This window comes from Moraxella marmotae, assembly GCF_042219885.1.
GTDB classification, from domain to species: domain Bacteria; phylum Pseudomonadota; class Gammaproteobacteria; order Pseudomonadales; family Moraxellaceae; genus Moraxella; species Moraxella marmotae.
The window spans coordinates 307,091-330,235 of record NZ_JBHJHR010000002.1 but is presented as its reverse complement, the minus strand read 5'-3'; the positions used below and the strand labels follow the sequence as shown (position 1 = coordinate 330,235).

At 45.1% G+C, this 23,145-nt stretch carries 24 protein-coding genes; 16 read left to right on the top strand and 8 right to left on the bottom strand.

Annotated elements, in window-relative coordinates; translation table 11 throughout:
• The first annotated feature begins 73 nt into the window (after positions 1-73).
• The gene (locus ACFBZI_RS01730; protein ID WP_375714744.1) at positions 74-1,618 is read left to right on the top strand and encodes a pyridoxal phosphate-dependent decarboxylase family protein; all 1,545 of its coding nucleotides are present in this window, start codon (positions 74-76) and stop codon (positions 1,616-1,618) included.
• A gap of 123 nt (positions 1,619-1,741) precedes the next feature.
• Here the strand turns inward: ACFBZI_RS01730 and uvrC are convergent, their stop codons facing one another.
• Positions 1,742-3,580 carry an excinuclease ABC subunit UvrC gene (uvrC, locus tag ACFBZI_RS01725; RefSeq protein ID WP_375714743.1) on the bottom strand — a complete coding sequence of 613 codons (1,839 nt, stop codon included), beginning with the start codon at positions 3,578-3,580 and terminating at the stop codon, positions 1,742-1,744.
• 92 nt (positions 3,581-3,672) lie between these two features.
• Between uvrC and ACFBZI_RS01720 the strand changes: the two genes are divergently transcribed.
• Positions 3,673-4,182 carry a DUF4442 domain-containing protein gene (locus tag ACFBZI_RS01720; protein ID WP_375714742.1) on the top strand — a complete coding sequence of 170 codons (510 nt, stop codon included), beginning with the start codon at positions 3,673-3,675 and terminating at the stop codon, positions 4,180-4,182.
• A gap of 108 nt (positions 4,183-4,290) precedes the next feature.
• Here ACFBZI_RS01720 and ACFBZI_RS01715 read toward each other — a convergent pair whose 3' ends face one another.
• Positions 4,291-4,998: a phosphoglycolate phosphatase gene (locus ACFBZI_RS01715; protein WP_375714741.1), complete on the bottom strand. Its 708-nt coding sequence runs from the start codon at positions 4,996-4,998 to the stop codon at positions 4,291-4,293.
• Positions 4,999-5,637: 639 nt separating this feature from the next.
• On the opposite strand from ACFBZI_RS01715, the gene ACFBZI_RS01710 reads away from it, so the two are divergent.
• Positions 5,638-6,183, top strand: coding sequence for a porin family protein (locus tag ACFBZI_RS01710; protein ID WP_375714740.1), 546 nt, complete (start codon positions 5,638-5,640; stop codon positions 6,181-6,183).
• Between the two features lie 234 nt (positions 6,184-6,417).
• Here ACFBZI_RS01710 and gluQRS read toward each other — a convergent pair whose 3' ends face one another.
• The 6 genes from gluQRS to ACFBZI_RS01680 form a co-directional block, all read right to left on the bottom strand.
• Positions 6,418-7,335 (bottom strand): tRNA glutamyl-Q(34) synthetase GluQRS, encoded by a 918-nt coding sequence (gluQRS, locus tag ACFBZI_RS01705; protein ID WP_375714739.1) that lies wholly within the window; start codon positions 7,333-7,335, stop codon positions 6,418-6,420.
• Between the two features lie 6 nt (positions 7,336-7,341).
• Positions 7,342-7,758, bottom strand: coding sequence for an RNA polymerase-binding protein DksA (gene dksA / locus ACFBZI_RS01700; RefSeq protein ID WP_375714738.1), 417 nt, complete (start codon positions 7,756-7,758; stop codon positions 7,342-7,344).
• A gap of 272 nt (positions 7,759-8,030) precedes the next feature.
• Complete coding sequence (locus ACFBZI_RS01695) at positions 8,031-8,855, bottom strand: metallophosphoesterase (RefSeq protein ID WP_375714737.1); 825 nt, start codon at positions 8,853-8,855, stop codon at positions 8,031-8,033.
• 53 nt (positions 8,856-8,908) lie between these two features.
• Entirely contained in the window at positions 8,909-9,706 is a 798-nt protein-coding gene (locus ACFBZI_RS01690) for a metal ABC transporter permease (protein ID WP_375714736.1), read from the bottom strand.
• A gap of 8 nt (positions 9,707-9,714) precedes the next feature.
• Positions 9,715-10,485 carry a metal ABC transporter ATP-binding protein gene (locus ACFBZI_RS01685; protein WP_375714735.1) on the bottom strand — a complete coding sequence of 257 codons (771 nt, stop codon included), beginning with the start codon at positions 10,483-10,485 and terminating at the stop codon, positions 9,715-9,717.
• Positions 10,466-10,999: a transcriptional repressor gene (locus ACFBZI_RS01680; RefSeq protein WP_375714734.1), complete on the bottom strand. Its 534-nt coding sequence runs from the start codon at positions 10,997-10,999 to the stop codon at positions 10,466-10,468. The genes ACFBZI_RS01685 and ACFBZI_RS01680 overlap by 20 nt, the downstream gene beginning before the upstream one ends.
• 393 nt (positions 11,000-11,392) lie before the next feature.
• On the opposite strand from ACFBZI_RS01680, the gene ACFBZI_RS01675 reads away from it, so the two are divergent.
• From ACFBZI_RS01675 to ACFBZI_RS01615, 13 genes are all read left to right on the top strand, one after another.
• A complete protein-coding gene (locus tag ACFBZI_RS01675; RefSeq protein ID WP_375714733.1) occupies positions 11,393-12,235 on the top strand; it encodes a metal ABC transporter solute-binding protein, Zn/Mn family in 843 nt (280 codons plus the stop codon).
• A 219-nt stretch (positions 12,236-12,454) separates the two neighbouring features.
• Positions 12,455-12,853, top strand: a complete 399-nt coding sequence (locus ACFBZI_RS01670) for an ATP synthase subunit I (protein WP_375714732.1) — start codon at positions 12,455-12,457, stop codon at positions 12,851-12,853.
• Between the two features lie 565 nt (positions 12,854-13,418).
• Complete coding sequence (gene atpB, locus ACFBZI_RS01665; RefSeq protein ID WP_375714731.1) at positions 13,419-14,288, top strand: F0F1 ATP synthase subunit A; 870 nt, start codon at positions 13,419-13,421, stop codon at positions 14,286-14,288.
• 47 nt (positions 14,289-14,335) lie between these two features.
• A complete protein-coding gene (gene atpE / locus ACFBZI_RS01660) occupies positions 14,336-14,581 on the top strand; it encodes a F0F1 ATP synthase subunit C (RefSeq protein ID WP_003658962.1) in 246 nt (81 codons plus the stop codon).
• Positions 14,582-14,666: 85 nt separating this feature from the next.
• Entirely contained in the window at positions 14,667-15,134 is a 468-nt protein-coding gene (locus tag ACFBZI_RS01655) for a F0F1 ATP synthase subunit B (protein ID WP_375714730.1), read from the top strand.
• 13 nt (positions 15,135-15,147) lie between these two features.
• Entirely contained in the window at positions 15,148-15,696 is a 549-nt protein-coding gene (locus ACFBZI_RS01650; protein WP_375714729.1) for a F0F1 ATP synthase subunit delta, read from the top strand.
• Positions 15,697-15,730: 34 nt separating this feature from the next.
• Complete coding sequence (atpA, locus tag ACFBZI_RS01645; RefSeq protein ID WP_375714728.1) at positions 15,731-17,275, top strand: F0F1 ATP synthase subunit alpha; 1,545 nt, start codon at positions 15,731-15,733, stop codon at positions 17,273-17,275.
• A gap of 85 nt (positions 17,276-17,360) precedes the next feature.
• Complete coding sequence (gene atpG / locus ACFBZI_RS01640) at positions 17,361-18,233, top strand: F0F1 ATP synthase subunit gamma (RefSeq protein WP_375714727.1); 873 nt, start codon at positions 17,361-17,363, stop codon at positions 18,231-18,233.
• A gap of 18 nt (positions 18,234-18,251) precedes the next feature.
• Complete coding sequence (locus tag ACFBZI_RS01635) at positions 18,252-18,647, top strand: SEN1984 family lipoprotein (protein WP_375714726.1); 396 nt, start codon at positions 18,252-18,254, stop codon at positions 18,645-18,647.
• A gap of 14 nt (positions 18,648-18,661) precedes the next feature.
• Positions 18,662-20,083 (top strand): F0F1 ATP synthase subunit beta, encoded by a 1,422-nt coding sequence (gene atpD, locus ACFBZI_RS01630; protein ID WP_375714725.1) that lies wholly within the window; start codon positions 18,662-18,664, stop codon positions 20,081-20,083.
• An 82-nt stretch (positions 20,084-20,165) separates the two neighbouring features.
• A complete protein-coding gene (locus tag ACFBZI_RS01625; RefSeq protein WP_375714724.1) occupies positions 20,166-20,585 on the top strand; it encodes a F0F1 ATP synthase subunit epsilon in 420 nt (139 codons plus the stop codon).
• Between the two features lie 52 nt (positions 20,586-20,637).
• On the top strand, positions 20,638-21,357 hold the full coding sequence (locus tag ACFBZI_RS01620) for a response regulator (protein WP_375714723.1): 720 nt from the start codon (positions 20,638-20,640) through the stop codon (positions 21,355-21,357).
• Positions 21,358-21,445: 88 nt separating this feature from the next.
• Positions 21,446-23,140 (top strand): ATP-binding protein, encoded by a 1,695-nt coding sequence (locus ACFBZI_RS01615; protein WP_375714722.1) that lies wholly within the window; start codon positions 21,446-21,448, stop codon positions 23,138-23,140.
• Positions 23,141-23,145 lie beyond the last annotated feature (5 nt).

The following is a 23,145-nucleotide window of genomic DNA, read 5'->3' as shown; positions in this document are numbered from 1 at the left end:
TCATTCAAATTAGCTTGCCTTTGGGGGATATTGGTAATAAAATTAAGCATTTCCCAATCAGTGTGGTATCCCAATGACAAACCTATCCAAACACCGCCAAGCCTTATTTTGTAATGACCCTGCCGCCATCGCCGACTACGAAAGTGCGATGAATCAAGCGGTTAAAGCCGTAACCGCATGGCTTGGCAATGATAAAATGTACACAGGCGGCAGTATCAGACAGCTTCGTGAGCAGGTGGATTTTCGCCCAAGTAAGCAAGGCCTTGGCGTGCAGCAGACTTTGGCACGTTTGACTGAGCTGTTTTTGAACAAAAGCCTAAAAGTACATCACCCGCATTCGCTGGCTCATTTGCATTGCCCAACGATGGTTGCTAGCCAAATCGCCGAAGTGCTGATTAACGCCACCAACCAATCCATGGACTCATGGGATCAGTCGCCTGTGGGTTCGCTGATGGAAGTGCAGCTCATCGACTGGCTACGCCAAAAAGCAGGCTACGGCAGCGGTACGGCAGGCGTGTTCACATCAGGCGGTACGCAGTCAAACCTGATGGGCGTGCTACTGGCACGAGATTGGTGCATTGCTAAGCATTGGACGGACGCCGATGGCAAGCCTTGGTTGGTGCAGCAGCTGGGCATTCCTGCCGATGCGTTGAGCAAGGTCAAGGTCATCTGCTCACAAAACGCCCATTTTAGCGTCCAAAAAAACATGGCGATGATGGGCATGGGTTTTGCGTCTGTCGTTGCCGTGCCTGTCAATCAAAACGCCCAAATGGACACCGACGCACTGGCAAAAACCTTGCAGCAGCTCCACGATGATGGCAAAATCGTCGCCTGTGTCGTGGCAACCGCTGGCACGACTGACGCTGGGGCGATTGATGACATCAAGTCAATCCGCAAGCTGTGCGATGATTTTGGGGCATGGCTACATATTGATGCTGCTTGGGGTGGGGCGTTGCTACTATCCAATGATTATCGTGCGATGCTTGATGGCGTTGAGCTGTCTGATTCGCTGACGCTTGATTTTCATAAGCATTTTTTCCAAAGTATTTCTTGTGGGGCATTTTTATTAAAAGACGAACGCAATTACCGCTTTATGCACTACGAAGCCGAATATCTCAATTCCGCCTATGACGAAGAGCATGGCGTGCCAAATCTGGTCTCCAAATCGCTACAAACCACTCGCCGATTTGATGCACTCAAATTATGGTTCACTGTCGAAGCCTTGGGCGAAGAGCTGTACGGCTCGATGATTGACCATGGGGTGAATTTGACTCGTGCCGTGGCGGATTATATCAAGGCAACGGACGGACTGGAGCTGTTGGTTGAGCCACAATTTGCGTCCGTGCTGTTTCGTGTCGTGCCAAAAGATTATCCTGCCGAGCTGCTTGACAGTCTGAACCAAAATGTCGCCGATGAGCTGTTTGCTCGTGGTGAAGCCAACATTGGTGTTACTCGTGTGGCGGACAATCGCCAAGATGTACAATCGCTAAAAATGACCACACTTAGCCCAGTGGCGACGCTTGACGATGTCAAAAACCTGCTGACTCAGGTGCTGGCACAAGCAGAGCTTATTAAAGATGACATCAAAAACGGCACTTACACGCCGCCGATTGATTGATTTTATTAAAAATATTTTGTCTTAATTTACAACGCCCACGGATAATTTTGTGGGCGTTTTTGTTGTATTTATGAAAATTTTAAGCGATTTAAGATATATTAAAACTTCTGAAAACTTGGCAAATCAATCGTGCAATGCCTTATAAATCGTCCCAGCCAGCACATTGCCAATGCCTTTGACTTCAGCGATTTCGCTTTGGGACGCACCGAGCAGTTGCGAGATGCCGCCAAAATGGTTGAGCAAATCACGGCGGCGTTTTTGTCCTAAGCCGGGGATAGCTTCCAAGACGGAGCCAGCACGCTTTTTGTCTCGCTTTTTTCGGTGAGCGGTGATGGCAAAGCGGTGGGCTTCATCACGAATCTGCATAATCAGGTGTAATGCCTTGTGATCGCTTGGCAAATCCAAAGGCTTATGATGGATAAAATGCAGCACTTCAAGTCCTGCCTTGCGACCTTCGCCTTTTGCCACACCGACCAGCAGAGTGTCGTCCAATTTGCCAAGCTCGACTAGGACTTCTTTGGCGATATTGAGCTGACCTTTACCGCCATCAATCAACAGTAAATCAGGCAGCGGCTGCTTGCTGTATCGCCGTGTCAGCACTTGACGCATGGCAGCATAGTCATCGCCTGCGGTGATGTCGTGAATGGCGTACTGGCGATAATCACGCTTACGCACACCGCCATGGTCAAACACCACACAAGAGCCGATGGCAGCTTCGCCCATGGTGTGGCTGATGTCAAAGCACTCGATGCGGTTGATGGTGGCATCACTGACACTAGACAACACCGACTGCAAGGCAGCAAAGCGAGTTTGCAATTCTTGGCTGTCTTTTAGTTTTAGCGACAAGGCATTATTGGCGTTGAGTTCGGCGATGGTCAGCCAATCATCACGGTGCTTGGTTACTTTGTGCTTGATTTGCGTGCGTTTGCCAAATTGTTCGCTCAATAATTGGCTCACTGTGTCGGCGTGTTCGATGGCAACCGATGTGATAATTTCATCAGGCAAATCGTCGCTGACTTGCAAATAAAACGACAACAAAAACTCGCTCAATCTTTCGGCAGCATCCTTGGCATCAGGGGCGATGTCATCTGGAAAATAGTTTTTGCCGCCCAGCACTTGTCCGCCACGCACCGTCAAGACATGCAAGGCAATCATGCCTGAACGGATAGCGATGGCAAAAATATCCGCTTCACCGCTTAGACGAAACACCGCTTGCTTGGCCTGCACATCTCGAATCATTGTCAGCTGATCTCGATAAAATGCCGCTTGCTCAAAGTTCAGTTCTGCCGCTGCTTGTTCCATTTTTTGGATCAAAATGGCTTGCACATCGCCAGCATTGCCCTGCAAAAACGCCAAAGCCGCCTTGACATCGCCAGCGTATTCATCAGGTTCAACCAAGCCCACGCATGGTGCTTTGCAACGCTTGATTTGGTATTCTAGGCAAGGGCGTTTGCGTTGGGCAAAAAAACTGTTGGTGCAACTTCGCAGCATAAACAGCCGCTGCATCAAAAGCAGCGACTCTTTGGCACTGTTTGCCGAAGGATAAGGCCCAAAAAACCGCCCCTGCACATGCTTGCCCTTGCCACGACCGATGCTCAGTCTGGCAAATTTGTCCGTGCTGATATAAATGTACAGATACGATTTGTCATCTCTTAAAATGATATTATAAGGCGGTCTGTGATACTTGATGAGATTTTGTTCGAGCAATAACGCTTCAGCTTCGCTGCGTGTGATAATAATCTCAATATTATCAATGCGTTGCACTAAGGCTTGGGTTTTTGGGTGTTCGATGGTTTTGGCAAAATAACTGCCGACACGATTTTTTAGCGATTTGGCTTTGCCGACATATAAGATATCGCCTGTTTTATCCAGCATTTTATAAATACCGGGCAGGTTGGGCAGTGTTTGCACCAAGTTTTTTAGCTGTTGTTTTTTGGCGTTGGGATCAAGATGGCTGGTCATAGTCAAATGAATAAAAAAGGTTTGTTGATTTGGCTTTATTTTAGCGTATATCTGTGGCAAAATGGGAATTTTTCAGCAAGTGGGGTGATGTTGTGTTTGCAAATACTCGGACAAAATTGGGTCGGTTTATCAAAACAGGCAAAAAAACCACTTATCCGCAGCTGTTGCCGCTGTTTATCAAAAACCTCCTGAACGCTTATCCGCCATTTGTTGGGGCAGGGATTCGTGTTCGCACGCTTGATTTTGATAATGGGCTGTGCGTGGTTGAGCTGCCACTGACTCGCCTAAACCGCTACACGGACGGCACACAGTTTACTGGCAGCATCATGATGATGACTGAGCCTTTGCTAAAAATCATGCTCATGCACCGCTTGGGCAAAGATTATCTGGTAACGGACAAGCAAGCAACGGTCGAGTTTTTGGACAAGGCGACATCATCGCTCACCGCACGCCTAAAAATCGACACTGCCGAGATTTTGCAGATTATGGACGCTGTCAAAACAGGCGACACCGTCCGCAGCTACACCATTGACATTACTGACAATCAGCAAAAAATCGTGGCAAAAGTTACCAAAATCTTAGCCATTACTGCCAAAAAATAACAACAAACAGACGGCAGCGGTGTTTTGACGCTTTTCAAAAGCAAAGTTTGCAAAGCAATCCAAAGGCGGTACTTTAAAAGTCATGTTTTTAAAGAATGTTTGTCAGCACTACCGTAAAAGACAAGCGATTAATTGATTAAAATCATCAAACGCCATATCTGGATTGGTGTTATCAATCGGTTCGCCATAATTATAGCCGTAGCGTAATGCCAGCGTGGTGATGTTGGCGGCTTGAGCTGCCAAGATGTCGTTTTTTGAATCGCCGACCATCACCGCTTGCTTTGGCAAGATACCAAGCTGTTGGCAAATATACAAAAGCGGCTCAGGGTTTGGCTTTTTGACCGCCAGCGAATCGCCACCGATGACGATGGTAAAGCTGTCTGACCAGCCAAAATGTGCCAAAATCTCTGGCAAATAGCGAGTGGGTTTATTGGTGCAAATCGCCAAAGTATAGCCAGCGTCCACCAAAGCATTAAGCCCTACCGACACGCCTTCATATGCCTGCGTCTGCTCGGTGCTGCAACAGGCATATTCTGCCAAAAATATCTCGTGTGCTGCCGACAGTGCCTGACTGTCCACCTGCTGGGCTGTTTGTTGATGAGCTGCCAATGCTCGCTCAACCAGCTTAACCGAGCCATTGCCTACCCAGCTTTTGATGGTGTCGATGGGCATGGTTGGCAAATTTAGCTTGCCATACATACGATTCACCGCCGCCGCCAAATCCACCGCACTGTCAATGAGCGTGCCGTCCAAATCAAAAATAATCAGTGATTTTTGCCCTGCCATCGCTGGCGTGCCGTCAGATGTCTGTGTCATCATTACTCCCAATCAAGCGATTTTAAAATGGTTTTAGGTTTAAAATGACTTTAAAAAGTTATGCCAAAAATACAAACGCATCAAATCTGCCAAATTCACCAAATTCGCTAAATCTGCCAAATTTGATAAAAATTTTATAAAACCTACCAAAATGGATTGTAACACAGTCCCAAAATTTGTGCCAAAAATCGTCTGCGGTGTAACAATGCTCAATTTTTGTACAAAATTTAGCCATTTTATCCGCCAAAGCGATTTTTATTTATTGATCAATTTTTGACAATTCAAAAAATAACAAAAATAACGCCAGATTTTTGGCGATTTTGACCAATTTATCGGTATTTTTATACTTAACTTGCCAATTTGGGCGATTTTTCATCATTTTATCATTGACCATTGTTTGATAAAATGTAAAAATTGGCTCATCTTAGAGACATTTGCAACACTTGGTAGAGAAAATCGGCACAGTCTTGCTGTCTTTGGGGCAATCTTTGCAAAACTTTACACAGCACCTATAAAACACGCACAGTTATTACGAAATATTTTGTTACTATAAACCCATCGTTTGAGATGACAGATATTTTGGTTGAACCAATTATCTATTTGTTACCCAAATCAATTAACCAACTTAGGAGAAAAACGATGAAAACTCTATCAAAAGCATTACTGGCCGTATCAGCATCTTCACTATTGGCAATGAGTGCCAACGCTGCCATCAGCTACGGCAACTCAGCAGACGCACAGCCTTATGTGGGTGTTAAAATCGGCCAAATCGACGCTGACCAAATCAGCGGCAAAAACACCGCTTATGGCGTCTATGGCGGCTATAACTTCGACCAAAATTTTGGTGTTGAAGCAGAATTTGTCGGTACAGACAGCAAAAAATTCCACATTGGCAACGCACCTGTTGAAGGTGATGTAAAAACTTACGGTGCTTATGGTACTTATCGCTATAACTTCATGAACACCCCATTTTATGCCAAAGGCAAATTGGGTATCGCAAAAACTGAAGTTGATGTCAAAGGCCGTGAAGGCGTTGCCTATAGCCAAAACCGTGACAAAACCAGCCTAGCTGGTGGCGTGGGTGTCGGCTACAAGCCAACTGCTAACTTTGGCGTAGAAGCAAGCTACAACTACTTGTCAGAAGATGCGACAATGCTTGGCTTGGGTGCTCACTTGGCATTCTAATCAACTGTCAGTCGCTTGACCAAATGACTGATTAATCAATCAAAACCCTTAAATCTTTGGATTTGGGGGTTTTGTTTTTACTGGTTTTTTTGAACAGCTTATCAAGGGCAGTTTATTAATTTACCAATTTGCTAATTTACCAATTTATCTGATTTGGCAAAGCGGTAGATTGGGGAAAATGTGATGGGTTAGAAAAATTTTGGCAAATCAAGCAAATCCAACCACTTGCTTTGTTTAAATCACCGCCAAGGTGCTTTTGTGCTTAAGCGGTTCATGATGCCAATGGCGTATAGCAAAGTCCAAAATCTCGCTGGGGCTGGCATCTTGCATCGCATCAAAGGTGGGCTGACCCAAAAGTTTTAGGGCATAAATTAAAAGCTTGGCAGGGCGACTGGTGTCTATCGGTGTTGCCAGATTTTGCTTGGATAATTTTTGTCCGTCTTGGTTTAGCAGTAGCGGCAGATGATAAAAATAGCTCGGCGTGGGCAATTTGCACAGGTTAAGAATGTCCAGCTGTGCCACGGTCATCGGCATGATGTCTAGCCCACGCATGACATGGCTGATGTTTTGTAAGCCATCATCAATGCTGCACGCTAGAATATAGTTAATCATCTGGTTTTGGCGTTTGACCACGACATCACCCAGACTTTTGGCAGGATTGTCCCAAATCACGCCTTGTAAGCCATCGACAAATGCTGTCGCCACATCGGGCAGTTGTAGGCGGATTTTGCTGTCAGGGTGGTGCTTGTCCAACTGGCGATTTAGGCACAGGCGTGGATAGACGATGGGTGTGTTAAGAGCGTGTGGTGTGGGATTTTTGGCACGGTGGGCGTCCAGCTGTTTGCGTGAGCAGTGGCAGGCATAGCTGACCGACGCCAAAGTATCGTACAAAAACTCATCATAAATCGCCGTGCGTGCCGACTGATAGACCACTTGTCCGTCCCAGTGTAGCCCAAGTGCGTCCAAATCGTACAAAATGCTGTCGGCATAGGCAGGTTTGCAGCGTTCAAAATCCACATCTTCGATGCGTAGCAGCCACTGACCGCCCAATGACTTGATATGACAAAAGCTCGCTACGGCGGTGGTTAGCGAGCCAAGATGCAGGTGGTGTGTTGGCGATGGGGCAAATCGCCCAATGGGCTTTTGTGCCATACGACCTTAACCGTGATTTTGTTTTTCTTTGATTTCAGATAAAGTTTTGCAGTCGATGCATTGCGTGGCGGTTGGGCGAGCTTCCAAGCGACGCAGGCCGATTTCGGTACCACAAGTTTCACAAAATCCATAATCACCAGTCTCAATCTCTGCCAAAGACTTGTCAATTTTGCGAATCAGTTTGCGTTCACGATCACGAGTACGCAAGGCTAAGGCAAACTCTTCTTCTTGAGTGGCACGATCGTTAATATCTGACATGGTATTGGTTTCTTCGTGAATGTACGCTTTGGTGCGTTCGGCTTCAGAAACCAATTCTTCACGCCAATTTCTCAAAATTGAGCGAAAATGTGCCAACTGAGCATCGGACATATATTCTTCATCTTTGGCAGGTTGGTAAGGGGTAAAGACGGTGGTGTCTGTCATCTGAATTTATCCTCAATCAGATTTAATAAATGCGATGCAATCACTTGCAACCCAAAGTTATCGCCTGATATTCATCAGTCGCAGCACGATTGATGAATAAACCACAACGATTTTTGCAAAATTGGTACTTTGCAAAAAATGGTACAAATCACCAATACAATTGGCAATTAACAAAAAAATTAAACCAGTATATCGTGATACAATGCCAAATCTCAAGCATTATTTTTACTTTAAGAGCAAAAATTTTCAAAACTTGAGCGATAATTTGCGCATCAGTGCGTATTTTGCATTCTTTTTATGTAACTTGAAAGTACGCCTGTGTTATCAATCTGTATCACTCGGCAGCCCGCTGGTTGATTATCAAGGGTAAACTCGTCAATCAAAGGGGCAAATTGACGATCGGTTGATGGACAGCTCAATAGCTGCACAGGGTGGTGTGCCAGTGGCTGTAAATGCTGTGCCTGATGAACATGGCCGCAGATGATGGTGTGTGCGTGGCGGTGCTTTTGGATAATTTGCCAAAAATCGGCTGCATTGGCAAGCTGATAAGCATCAATCCACGCCGAACCGACTGGGCTGGGGTGGTGGTGCAGGGCGATGATGGCAGGCAGGGGTGAATTTGCCAAAGTCGTATCCAGCCATGACAGCGTTGCTGCTGACAGCTTGCCATGAGTTTCACCGCCAACGCTTGAGTCTAGTAGCAAAAGCTGCCAATCGTGATGTGTGCCAACAAGCTGCCGATGACAATTGAGCAGCCTGACATCTGGGGTGATGGGAATGTGTAGCCGCTTTTCATAAGGCAAACCTGTGCCGATTTCGTGGGTAACATCGTGATTGCCAGCGATGGCAAGATAAGGCGTGCCAGTGCGTTGCAGCATCTCAAACAGCCAATCATAAGCATCACTGTTGCCATCATTGACCAAATCACCAGTGCAGATAAACAAATCTGGCTGCAGCGTCGTCGCCATTTGTAGCACTTGCAAAAATCGCTGATAGCTGGGCGATTGACCGATGCGACCTGTCAGGTGAAAATCGGACAATTGCACCATAACAAAAGCTGTCTGGTGCGTGGGCGTGATGGGGTTTAAAGATTTCATATCGCTGACAAAGTTGATGGGTAGATGAGCGGTAATATTTGGTTGTTTTTAATTTATTTTTTAATCAATTTACCAAATAAAGCCGTGCCAAAAAAGCCCAAAGCCAATATCAAAACGATGCTTAAGCCAGTTTGGATATCCAGCCACACACTGCCCCAAACGCCAGCAGTAACAGCGATTTGGGCAAAAAGTATGGCAAGTATGACCATCATGCTGGGCGATTTGGCAAATAAGCGAGCAATCAATGCTGGCAAAATCAACAAACCGCTAATCAGCAGGCTGCCGACCGCTTGCAGTGCTACCGCACAAAATCCTGCCAACAATCCCATAAAAAACAGATGCTGCTGCAAGGGCTTGATGCCTTGGATTTGGGCAAGTGCTTCGGAAGTGGCGAGCTTGACCTGTGCTTGCCAAATGAGCTTTAGAACAATCAGACCAATGCCGATTAATATCGCCAATCTGGGCAAATCCGACCAATCAATATCCAGCAGGCTGCCAAACAAAAACCCCAAAACATTAGCCTGCTGCTGGGTGAGCTGAGTTAAGGTCAGTAAGCCTAGACAAAGCAAGGTCGAAGCCAGCACGGCAAGCGTGGCATCGGTGGGTAGGCGATTGTCCTTTAATACTGTTAATGCGATGATGACAGCGACACTAACAATGCCAATGCTCAAATCGGTCGGCAAATGCAGCCAAGCAGCCAAAGCAACACCGAGCAATGCCCCATGTGCCAAAGTATCCGAAAAAAACGCCAATCGCCGCCACAGCACCAAGCAGCCGAGCGGTGCGGACAATAAAGCAATCAGAGTGCCTGCTATCCAAGCAGGGGCGATGATGGGCAGCCAGTCGTTCATTGGGTTACTCAGTGGTTGTGATTGTGGGTATCGTGGGCAAGATGATGATCGCAGTGGGTGTGTTGATGAATATAAGGCGATTGATAGCCAAACAGCTGGACAAATTCAGGTGTGATGGCGATTTGGCTTGGCACACCTTGACAACAAATGTGCTTATTTAGGCAAATGACACGGCGTGAGCCTTTCATCACCCAGTGCAAATCGTGCGATATCACCAGCATGGCACATTGTAAAAAATCAGGCAACTGATCCAAAAACTGATACAGCCAGCTTTCGCTTTCAGGGTCAAGCCCCTGCATCGGCTCGTCCAAAATCAGCAGCTCAGGCTTATCGAGCAAAGCACGAGCCAGCAGTACACGCTGCGACTCACCGCCAGATAAGTGATGTATCTGCTTATTTAGCAGTGGTGTGATGGACAGCTGCGTATAAATGTGGGCTTTTTGTTCATCGGTCAATCGCTTGGGATTGGCTTGTGATAACAAATCCACCACTTGCAAGGGCAAAATGCTTGGCACGCTAAAGCGTTGCGGCACATAGCTGATATGGCTGACTTTTTTGTCAATATGCCCACTGCTTGGACGCAATAGCCCCAAAATCAGCTTTACCAAAGTGGATTTGCCCGCACCGTTTGGGCCGATTAAGCTGATCATTTCGTTGGCATGGATATTCATGCTGACGCCACTGACCAGCTCACTGTCATCGATACGGTAGCTGACTTTGTCTAGGCTTAGAATGACCGCCGTTTCTGGCGTGGCTGGATTAGGTGTTGTGGCAGTCACGGCAAGTGCCTTTGAGTTCAATCACGCTATTTTTGACGGTAAATTGGGCATCGTGAGCAGCAAAATCCATCACGCTATTGACGGGCAAAGTGCTGCATTCTTCGACTTTTTTGCAGTCTTGGCAAATCAAAAATGCCGCCACATGCTGATCTCGTGGGTGGCAGCAAGGAATATAGGCATTCATTGAGCTTAGTTGGTGAATCAAGCCTTCATTGAGCAAAAACTCAAGCGAGCGATACACTGTCGGCGGTGCGATGTTGGTTTTTTTGGCGGTGTTGCTGTTTTGACGGCTATTTTGTAAGGCACTGATGAGATCATAAGCACCCATCGGTTTATCCGCTTCTAGGATTAGCTTATAAACTTCTTCTCTAAGCGGTGTAAATCTTGCCCCACGCTCAACGCAGTAGGTTTTGGCTTGTTGCAGACGCTCGTGGGGGTTGTTGTGATAAACATCGTGATGATGATCGTGGTGATGACTGTGCTGACAAGAGTGTGTCGAATGTGCAGCTGGCATAAAATGTTTAACCTTCTTTGTGATACTTAAAATGGTGCTTGCAAATAATAGCGGTCCATCGATAGGGCGTAAGCCTTATTGACAAAATCAAGCACGCTGTTGATTTCATAACTTTTTGCTATTTGTTACATTATACCCAAAAAAACTGCGTTTGACTATACAATATTAGCAAATTTTATCAATAAAACCCAAGTATTTTATCCAAAATTATTTATAATAAGCATTAAAATGATGTATCACAGCCATAATTAATGGCATCAATCGGCGTTTGGCGTGGCAGGTTTTGTTGTTATACGATAACATTTTGATAAAATTGTGATATAATTAGCACGGCTTTTTTGCTCAATTGACACAGCAAATTCAATCAAATTTACAATTTACAGGAAGGTTTTTATGAAAATCAAATCTTGGCTCAAAGGCACTTTATTGGCAAGTCTATTGGCTGCAATGCCAGCAGTGGCAGGCGTGGTGAGTGTCAGTAATTATCCGTTGGCATTATTAAGCCATGCCGTCACCCAAGGCAACCAAGACGCCGAAGTGCTGCTCGAGACAGGCGATGTTGGGCATCATGGTTCGTTGTCGCCCAGCAAGGTCAAATTGGTCAAAGACAGCGATTATGTGGTGTGGTTTGGCGAAGCGATGGAGCAAAATTTGGCAAAACCGCTACAAGATGCTCCCAATGCCATTTCGTTGCTAAAATTTAACGCCTTTCACCGCCTGCCACTGCGTCAACTGGACGGTCAGCCACGCAGCGACAGCGAAGATGCCCACATTTGGCTAGACCCAGAAAATGCCAAAGCCATCGTCCGTGCGTTGGCGGTGATTCACGGTTATGCCAATCCAGAAAATAAAGCCGTTTACCAAAAAAATGCTGCCGATTTTGAGCAACGCATGGACGCCGCCGTCCAATCGGTCAAGATGCCAACCAAATTGCCTTATTGGGCGTATCATGACGCTTATCAGTACATTGAGCAAGCGGCAGGGCTGACTTTTGCAGGGGCATTGACACCTGATCACCACCTAAATCCAAAAGCCAGCCAATTTAAAAAGCTAAACAGCGTACGCCCAAAACCAGCGATGTGCTTGATTTCACAAGGCAGAGTGTCTGATGGCGTCAAAAACAAACTGGGCAATGTCAAAGTTGAAGTACTTCAAGAAGACATGAGCGGCGGCTCGGACGACTTTATCGAAGTATGGAAATCGATGGTTGCCACCATGCAGCAGTGTGCCAAGTAATTTTGCAATTGCCAGTCGCTAATTGTCAGCCATTGCAAAATAACACTTGCCAGTCATGATTTGACTTTTTATAATGATGGTTTGGTATGATGATGGCTTGATTTGGGTTTGGCTTGAGTTTAATTTTAATTTATTTTAACTAAATTTAATTTAACTTAGCTTTATCAATCATCAAGCCGTCATCAGTTGCCCATTTTTCACACAACATTAGCGTATCAAATGTCAAGTCCAGCCAAAAAAAGCCAGCAAGCCACAATTTACCGCAACCAAAATCGCCAAATCTGGACGGTGCTGGCTTTGGCTGTGTTGGGTTTTGGGTTAAGTTATGCTTTGTCAGACACCAACTGGCTGATTGCTAAGGGTATTTTGGCAGGTTCGCTGCTGGCTTTTTTGGGGCAGTTTGCCTTTACTTATATCGCCTATCATACGGTCGGTGTGCGATATGCCAAACAAATCATGCTCAACACTTATCTTGGTTTGGCAATCAAATGGCTGATTAGCATCGCAGGCTTTGCTTTTATTTTTATTAGCCTAACGCCAATTCACACTTTTGCGGTCATCGCAGGCTATGTTTTGATGCAATTTTGCCAAAGTCTTAGCTTGATACGGCTAAAATAATCAATTCCACACTGGCGTTATTTATATCAGTATTATCAATCAATGCATTGCTTTTTGTTATGACAAATTTTTGTCAAAATGGCAAAAGTGAACAAAATTGACTGCGTGATTTTAATCATCAAAATTTTTGACCGCCGTCTGCTTTATTGACAAAAAGTTGGGCAAAAACCGATTTTTTGGGCAAAAATAAGCAAATTTTGCAAAAATTGCGACAATTTGCCATAAATTTGCAAAATCTTAGCCATAAAATGGCATTTTGCTCTTTACATATTGCCAACACTCAAGTAAGATACAGGGTTAGTTACAAATGCAATTTATTGTTACGATTTTCATAAGATTTTGTGAAATTGATTGATTTTATTAATCAATGCTGAGTATGGCTTTTGTCAGAACTGATGGCAAGGGAAATACGCTGGATTGACACTTTTTTGTGCCAGCCAGTTAAACAAGTCAAGCGAATGACAATTAACGACAATGGATTGAGTGTGTTAAATGGTAACTTCGTTTTTTTGATTTGGCGTTTATCACCAATTTTTCTTTTTTGAGTTAAAATAAGAAGCTTATTATGGCAGCCGAACAGACATCTACAGAATATATTGCTCACCATTTGACCAACTGGACATTTGGCAAGCACCCTGAATTGGGTTGGAAAGTGGCACACGACGCCGCTGAGGCTCAACAGATGGGGTTTACGGCGATCCATCTGGATTCCATGCTATGGTCTATTGGCTTGGGCATTTTGTTTTTGGCACTTTTTTGGGCAGTTGGTCGTAAAGCGACTTCAGGCGTCCCAACTAAGTTGCAAGCTTTCATTGAGATGATTGTAGATTTCGTGGATAATAGCGTTCGTGAATCTTACAATGGTCCATCAAAGCTGATAGCACCGCTGTCATTGACGATTTTTGTGTGGATTTTCCTAATGAACTTGATGGACCTTGTGCCGATTGACTGGATTCCAGCATTGGCACAATGGGTGGGTTCTTTGATGGGTCATGATCCACATCATGTATATTTCAAAATTGTACCAACCACTGACCCAAATATCACTTTGGGCATGGCGATTGGCGTGTTCTTGCTAATCATCGGTTTTGGCTTGAAATATAAAGGCGTTGGTGGCTTTATTGCAGAATTTACTTTGCACCCTTTTAGTGCAAAAAACCCAGTTTTGCAAGCTATCTTAATCCCAGTAAACCTAGTACTAGAAATTGTTACATTATTGGCAAAACCAATCTCATTGGGCTTGCGTCTATTTGGTAACATGTACGCAGGCGAGCTGATTTTTATCTTGGTTGCACTGATGCCGTTTTGGATTCAGTGGGCATTGAGTGTGCCTTGGGCAATCTTCCATATTTTAGTTATTACTCTTCAGGCGTTCGTATTCATGATGCTAACGATTGTATATTTATCGTTGATTTCAGCAGAATCCGAACATTAATTTGAATCTTTTTAATAACCCTTAAATTTAGGTCATAAGGAGACATCATGGATCCAGTAATCGCACAGTACACCCTACTTGCAGTAGCTCTACTAATCGGTGCAGGTGCACTAGCAACAGGTATCGGCTTTGCCATCTTAGGCGGTAAATTCCTAGAAAGTACTGCTCGTCAACCTGAACTAGGTTCGCAACTACAAACCAAAATGTTCATCGTGGCAGGTCTGCTTGACGCCGTACCAATGATTGGTGTTGGTATTGCAATGCTTCTATTGTTCGCCAACCCATTCGCATAAGCTGAAACCGTCAGTCTAACGACCACCTTTGGAGAATCATCAAAGGTGGGCATCACCTGACTTTCACTAACAACGAGGTGATTGGATGATCAATTTAACCATTTTTGGTCAGTTGATTGCGTTTGCGATTTTTGTGCTATTTTGTATGAAATTCGTATGGCCGCCACTGATCGGCGCGATTAATGAGCGTCAACGAAAAATTGAAGACGGCTTAAATGCCGCAGAAAAAGCAAAAGCAGATTTGGCTTCTGCCGAAAAGCAAGTTGAAGCAGAATTTGCCGCTGCCAAAGCTGAAGCAGCTTCCATCATTGAGCGTGCGAACAAAACTGCCAATCAGATGATTGAAGATGCCAAAGAACAGGCTCGCCTAGATGGCGAACGCATCATCGCTGCAGCTCATGCGGCTGTGGAGCAAGAAGTTGCCCAAACTCGTGAACAATTGCGTTCGCAAGTTGCAAGCCTTGCTGTACTTGGTGCTGAAAAGATTTTGCAAGACAAAATCAATGAACAAGAACACGCCAGCATGCTTGAACAGTTGGCGGCTAAGCTGTAAATTAGAGGATATCATGGCTGAACTATCTACCTTAGCAAGACCATATGCCAAAGCAGCATTTGATTACGCTAAAGAGCAAAACGCAATTAGCAACTGGGAAGTTTTTTTGTCGGTTGCAAGCGATGTTGTACGCAATGAAGATTTTGCTTCACTGCTAAACAATCCAGCCATTTCTGCAGCACAAAGGGCAGATATTTTAATTGATGCCTATGGCAAATTAACAGCAGAGCAAGCATCTCAAGCGTTGGCTAACTTTACCAAACAGTTAGCAGAGCATAATCGTTTGGCATTATTGCCAGAAATTCATGCTCATTACAGTAAGCTAAAATCACAAGAGCTCAAACAGGTTGATGCTTACGTTACTTCAGCCTATCCACTGACCGAAGCTCAAAGCAAGCAATTGCAAGAACGCCTAGCTATCTCAACAGGTTCTATTGTAATTTTGCATGAATCTGTAGATCCAAGTTTATTGGGCGGAGCGACGATTAAAGTGGGCGATAAGTTTACTGATGGCTCAGTGCGTGGCAAGTTAAAACAATTAAAGACTCAGCTAACTGCGTAAGTGGCGAGCTGTCTAATTCAAAGGAAACAAGGCAATGCAACAATTGAATCCAGCCGAAATCAGCAATCTGATTAAGCAGCGTATTCAAGACCTTGACGTAAGCGCAACTGCAAAAACTGAAGGCGTTATCGTCAGTGTCTCTGATGGTATTGTGCAAATCCATGGCCTAGAAGAAGCCATGTATGGCGAGATGATCGAGTTTGAGGGTGGTGTCTATGGTATGGCACTAAACCTTGAGCAAGATTCAGTCGGTGCGGTTGTACTGGGTGAATATCTAAGCCTACAAGAAGGTCAAAAAGCATATTGCACAGGTCGTATTCTGGAAGTGCCAGTCGGTCCTGAACTTTTGGGTCGTGTTGTCGATGCGTTGGGCAACCCAATCGACGGCAAAGGTCCAATCAATGCAAAACTTACTGATAAAGTTGAAAAAATTGCTCCGGGTGTTATTGCTCGTCAATCGGTTGATGAGCCAGTAATGACAGGCTATAAAGCAGTTGATACCATGATTCCTATTGGTCGTGGTCAGCGTGAGTTGATCATTGGCGACCGCCAAACTGGTAAAACTGCATTGGCAATTGACGCAATCATCGCTCAGAAAAACTCTGGCATTAAGTGTGTGTATGTTGCCGTTGGTCAAAAACGCTCTACCATCGCCAATGTCGTGCGTAAGCTAGAAGAAACTGGTGCATTAGAGTACACAACCGTTGTGGTTGCATCAGCGTCTGAACCTGCAGCATTGCAATACATCGCACCATACTCAGGCTGTACCATGGGCGAATATTTCCGTGACCGTGGTGAAGATGCACTGATTGTTTATGATGATTTGTCAAAACAAGCGGTTGCTTATCGTCAAATCTCGCTATTGCTACGCCGTCCACCAGGGCGTGAAGCATACCCAGGCGATGTATTCTATCTACATTCACGCCTACTAGAGCGTGCATCTCGTGTGAATGCCGATTATGTAGAAGCATTTACCAATGGTGAAGTGAAAGGCAAAACTGGCTCATTGACTGCCTTGCCAATCATCGAAACCCAAGCAGGTGACGTGTCTGCATTCGTACCAACCAACGTAATTTCGATTACCGATGGTCAGATTTTCCTTGAGTCAAACCTATTTAACTCAGGTATCCGTCCTGCGGTGAACGCTGGTATTTCGGTATCTCGTGTTGGTGGTGCTGCACAGACCAAAATCATCAAAAAGCTGTCTGGTGGTATCCGTACTGCATTAGCACAGTATCGTGAATTGGCAGCGTTTGCTCAATTTGCATCAGATCTTGATGACGCAACCAAGCAACAATTGGAGCATGGTGTGCGTGTTACTGAATTGATGAAGCAAAAACAATACGCACCGATGTCAATTGCTGATCAAGCAGCGGTGATTTATGCATCAAACGAAGGCTATTTGGCTGATGTACCAGTAGAAAAAATTGGTGCATTCGAAGAAGCTTTCCTACGCTATTTGCGTACTGAACATGCAGCATTGATGACAGAAATTGATGAAACTGCAAATTATAATGACGATATCGAAGGTCGTCTAAAAGCAGCGGTTGAAGCATTCAAAGCAACTGCCAGCTACTAAGCAGTATCAAAGTAATATGGTGTGTTAGGCGTTTGTTTTAACGCACCATAAACCCTTTTATAATAAGTCCAGTATTGGAATAATTATGGCAAGCTTAAAAGAAATTCGTGCTAAAGTAACCAGCATTAAAAGTACGCAAAAAATCACGCGTGCAATGCAAATGGTGGCCGCTAGTAAAATGCGTCGTGCCCAAGAGCGAATGGAATCAGGCCGTCCTTATGCCGATGGTATGCGTCGTGTTATTTCGCATTTAGTGCAAGCACAGTCAGACTACAAGCACCCTTATATGGTGAGCCGTCCGGTGAATCGTGTTGGGTTTGTCGTTGTGACTTCTGACCGTGGCTTGGCAGGTGGCTTAAATATTAACCTATTTAAGAACTTGCTAAAAACAGTCAAAAGCTATCAAGAACAATCGGTTGAGATTGAATTTGCAGTCATTGGTGCAAAGGGCGTAGGATTTTTCAAAAATTTTGGCGGTAAAGTAACCAGTGCCGTTACTGATTATGGCGACAATCCATCATTGGAGCAAATCAATACCCCGGTTCAGTCCATGCTTGATGATTATCTGAATGGTAAATTGGATCGTATTTATTTGGTCTATAACAGATTTATCAACGCTATGGCACAAAAACCAGTGGTTGAACAAATCGTACCATTGGCAGAAGGTGAGTTTGAAGATGAAACGCTTCAAGCACACAGCTGGGATTATATCTACGAACCAGATACCAAAACTCTCATCGATAGCTTGCTTTTACGCTACATTGAATCTGTGGTCTATCAGTCAGTTCGTGAAAACATCGCTTCTGAACAGTCGGCTCGTATGGTAGCAATGAAAGCAGCGACAGATAATGCTGGTAACTTAATTAAAGAATTACAGTTGGTTTATAACAAGTTGCGTCAAGCGGCGATTACCCGAGAAATTTCGGAAATCGTTGGCGGTGCCGCTGCTGTTTCTTAGGATGATAAGGATAGACATATGACATCTATTTCTACCCGTGGTCTTATTGCTGGTATTTTCGCAGCTTTGTTAGTAACTGGCTGTGTTTCAACTGGTAATACAGTAATGAAAGAACAAACCCAGCAGAGTGTTGAAAGTGTTATTGTGAAAGGTGTTACCAGCAAGCAAGATATTATAAATAAATTCGGCTCTGCTGATGGCGTATCATTTACTGATAGCGGAAATGAAGTTTGGACATATCGACATTCACGTTCTACACCAATGGCGAGAAACTTTATCCCATACAACTTCTTCTCTCTTGGTGAAAATATTCAAACTAAAGAATTGGTGATTTTGTTTGACAAAAGTGGCGTTGTTTCTAATTATACTTTTAGAGAAACCGCAAACCAATCAAAATCTGGTCTAGTAAAATAATTTAGGAGAACGCAATGAGCGGTCGTATTGTACAGATCATTGGCGCGGTTATTGACGTTGAATTTGACCGTGGTCAAGTGCCACAAATCTTTGATGCGTTGAGCGTTGATGGTACCGAAACTACACTAGAAGTACAGCAACAGTTGGGCGATGGCGTGGTGCGTACCATTGCAATGGGTTCAACAGAAGGCTTGAAGCGTGGTTTAACAGTAACAAATTCTGGTGCACCGATTTCTGTGCCAGTTGGTCAAGCAACTTTGGGTCGTATTATGGACGTGCTGGGTCGCCCAATTGACGAAGCTGGCCCAGTTAATGCTGCAGAAAAATGGTCTATCCACCGTGAAGCACCAAGCTATGATGAGCAATCAAACTCAACCGAACTGCTAGAAACAGGTATTAAAGTAATTGACTTGCTATGCCCATTTGCCAAAGGTGGTAAAGTTGGTCTGTTCGGTGGTGCTGGTGTTGGTAAAACCGTTAATATGATGGAATTGATCAACAACATCGCATTAAAACACTCGGGTCTGTCAGTATTTGCTGGTGTCGGTGAGCGTACTCGTGAAGGTAACGACTTTTATCACGAAATGCAAGAAGCTGGCGTTGTAAACACCGAAGACTTCACCAAATCTAAAGTTGCGATGGTTTATGGTCAGATGAATGAGCCACCAGGAAACCGCTTGCGTGTTGCCTTGACAGGCTTGACCATGGCAGAATATTTCCGTGACGAAAAAGACGAAGCCACTGGCAAAGGTCGTGATGTTCTGTTGTTCGTTGATAACATTTATCGTTATACCTTGGCAGGTACTGAAGTGTCAGCACTTTTGGGTCGTATGCCATCGGCAGTAGGTTATCAGCCAACACTTGCTGAAGAAATGGGCTTGCTACAAGAGCGTATTACTTCAACACAATCAGGCTCTATTACTTCTGTGCAAGCGGTCTATGTACCTGCGGACGACTTGACCGACCCATCACCAGCAACCACTTTCGCTCACTTGGACGCAACAGTCGTACTAAGCCGTGATATCGCATCACAAGGTATTTACCCTGCGGTTGACCCATTGGATTCAACTTCTCGCCAGCTTGACCCACAAGTGATTGGCGATGAGCATTATACCGTTGCTCGTGGTGTCCAAGAAGTATTGCAACGCTACAAAGAGCTAAAAGACATCATCGCAATTTTGGGTATGGACGAATTGTCAGAAGAAGACAAGATGACTGTTTACCGTGCTCGTAAAATCCAGCGTTTCCTATCTCAGCCATTCCATGTTGCTGAAGTATTTACTGGTGCACCGGGTAAATATGTTGCCTTGCGTGATACCATCGCTGGCTTTAAAGCAATCATTGAAGGTGAGTACGATCATCTGCCAGAACAAGCGTTCTACATGGTAGGTGGTATCGATGAAGTTGTTGCCAAGGCTGAGAAGCTAAAAGCATGAACTTGATGAGCTGCAGTCAGTTGGCTCGCCGTCTGACTGTAGCTTAACTAACGATAATTTCCTGACTTATTGGGAGAATCATATGGCAACTTTTAAGTGCCGAATCGTAAGTGCAAGAGAAGAGTTGTATGCTGGCGATATCAGCATGCTGGTCGCTAATGGACATTCTGGTGAAATCGGTGTATTGGCAGGTCATACGCCGCTGATTACACTGCTAAAACCAGGCCCAATGCGTCTAAAATCCGCTGATGGCTCAAATGAAGAAGTGATTTATGTCTCTGGTGGTGTGCTTGAAGTGCAGCCACACATTGTGACAGTATTGGCAGATTCAGCAGAGCGTGCGCATGATTTGGACGAAGTAAAAATCGCCGAAGCCAGACGAGCTGCCGAACAGATGCTAACCAATCAAAGCGACACACTACAAACCAATGCCGCTTTGGCAGCACTGGCAGAGTCTGTTGCACAGTTACAAACGATTCAAAAATACAAAAATCGTGCTTAATTCAACAGCGATTTACCATAGATACTTTGATGTGGTTTGATTTAGGATAACTATGACTGGTACCCCTGAAAAAGAAGACTTGCCCCGAATCCTGATCGTTGAAGATGACGAACGATTGGCGATGCTGACACAAGACTACTTGCGTAAAAACGGATTAGATGTTGCGATTGAGACCGATGGCACTCGAGCCATTCAACGCATTATCAGCGAGCAGCCAGATTTGGTGGTGCTTGATGTGATGCTGCCGGGCAGCGATGGCTTGACGGTATGTCGTGAAGTACGAGCTCAGTATCAACAGCCGATTTTGATGATGACGGCACGCACAGACGATATGGATCAGGTGCTTGGTCTTGAGATGGGTGCGGACGATTATGTCGCCAAACCTGCCCAACCAAGGGTTTTGCTGGCTCGCATTCGTGCGTTGTTACGCCGTTCTGAGACAGCACCAACTGAATCATCACCGCAGCGTCTGGAGTTTGGCGATTTGGTCATTGATAATGGCGGCCGCTCGGTAACGCTCAATGACGAACTGGTTGACTTTACCAGTGCTGAGTATGATCTGTTATGGCTGTTGGCGTCAAATGCTGGCCGTATTCTGTCTCGTGAAGACATCTTTGAGCGTCTGCGTGGCATCGAGTACGATGGTCAAGATCGTTCGATTGATGTGCGAATCTCTCGCATTCGACCAAAAATTGGCGATGATCCAGAGAATCCAAAACGCATCAAGACAGTACGCAGCAAGGGTTACTTATTTGTCAAAGAAGGTAACTAAAACAAATGCGTCATTTTGATGTATTGATTTTTGCAAAGCCGGCATCTGCTGGCTTTCATTTTATCAGACATGGTTTGGTGTGGCTTTCATGAGTTTGACAGAAAGAAGTATTTTTTTTCGCATATATGCTGGCTTATTGTTGGTGTGTCTGTCCGTCGCCTTTTTTGCTTATTTATTGGTAGATACCATCAATCAAGAGCGCGCCCAGTCTTATCGTGAGACGGTGGCAACAGGGGTGTTTTATTTGATTGCTCAAGGGGTAAATTATCAAGAAACCCCTGCTCAAAAAAACTACTGGCTCAATGACATCAGCTCATTATTTGGTAGTAATTTTGAAATTATCCCCATGCAAAGCGTCGAGTTCAAAGCTCGTGAAATGCGTCGCATCGAAGAAGGCAAAGCGGTTGTCCGTTATGATCAATACAGCAACCAATCCACTTTTTATCATCGGCTCGAAGGTTCAAACGACATTTTGACCGTCAAGCTGACGCAGGTCGGCGAACGGCAGGTGCGGGCATTGACGATTTTTTTGTTGGACGATTTATCTCGCTATCAAGGCACTGAGCAAAAACAAGCTCGTTTGCAATTTTTGAGCCACAAATTTTCTTACCCCATTTATTTACAATCCATTCACAATTTACGCCTAGACCCTGATCAGATTTCTCGACTAAAACGAGATGAATTGGTTATCATTTTTCAAGACGGCATTCGTGGACAAAATTCCACCATCTCATTCATCATGGCATCAGATGTTGAAGATTTGGTGATTGTGGTTGGGCCAGTGGCGTTGTTTAACTGGTTCCCGCTAAATCTTTTGGGCAGTGTGGTGCTGATTTGTGTGTTTTTGATTGCTTTGGGTGTGTATGCACTGATTTTGCCACTGGAGCGTCGCTTGCAGTTATTGCAGCTGGGCGTGGACAGAGTGGCTCAAGGCAATTTGGATACCAAGGTGCAAGTGGTTGGCAGTGATGACATTGCTCGCTTGTCGGTAACTTTTAATGCGATGACGGCACACATCAAGCGGCTGATTGAGTCGCAGCGTGAGCTGACTCGTGCGGTGTCGCATGAACTTCGCACGCCTGTGGCACGCATTCGCTTTGCGGTTGATATGCTGGCAGATACCGATGATGCTGATTCTCGGCAGATGCAAAAAGAATATATCGATGCTGACATTGAGTCTTTAAATGAGCTGATTGATGAGATTTTGACGCATGCCAAACTCGAAGAAGGCTCACCCAAGATGGATTGGGAAATGGTGAATTTGCGTGAACTGGTGGAACAGCTTGAGCGTGAAACCAATGCACTGGGCAAGCCGATTAACTTCATCTGCCAGCTGCCGCCAGCCAAAGCCGTGGCGATGGCAGACAGACGGTATCTGCACCGTGTGATGCAAAATTTGGTTGGCAATGCCCTAAGATACGCCAACAGCACCGTGGTACTAAGTGCTGGCGTGCAAAAGGGCGAAGCATTCATCAGTGTCGAAGATGATGGGCATGGCATTGATGAAAAAGACCGTGAAAAAATCTTTATCCCATTTGCTCGCCTAGATGATAGCCGAACTCGTGCGTCTGGTGGTTACGGCTTGGGATTGTCCATCATTAGCCGCATTGCATTTTGGTTCAATGCCACATTGACCGTGGACGAAAGCCCAGCGTACAAAGGGGCGAGATTTACCATGCGTTGGCCTGTCAAGCAGGTGGGTGTAGTGGTCGCTGCCGATGAAATCACCCAAGACAGGGTCGAAAAAACCATTCATAAAAGCAGCAAAGGCGACAATTTGTAAGCTGT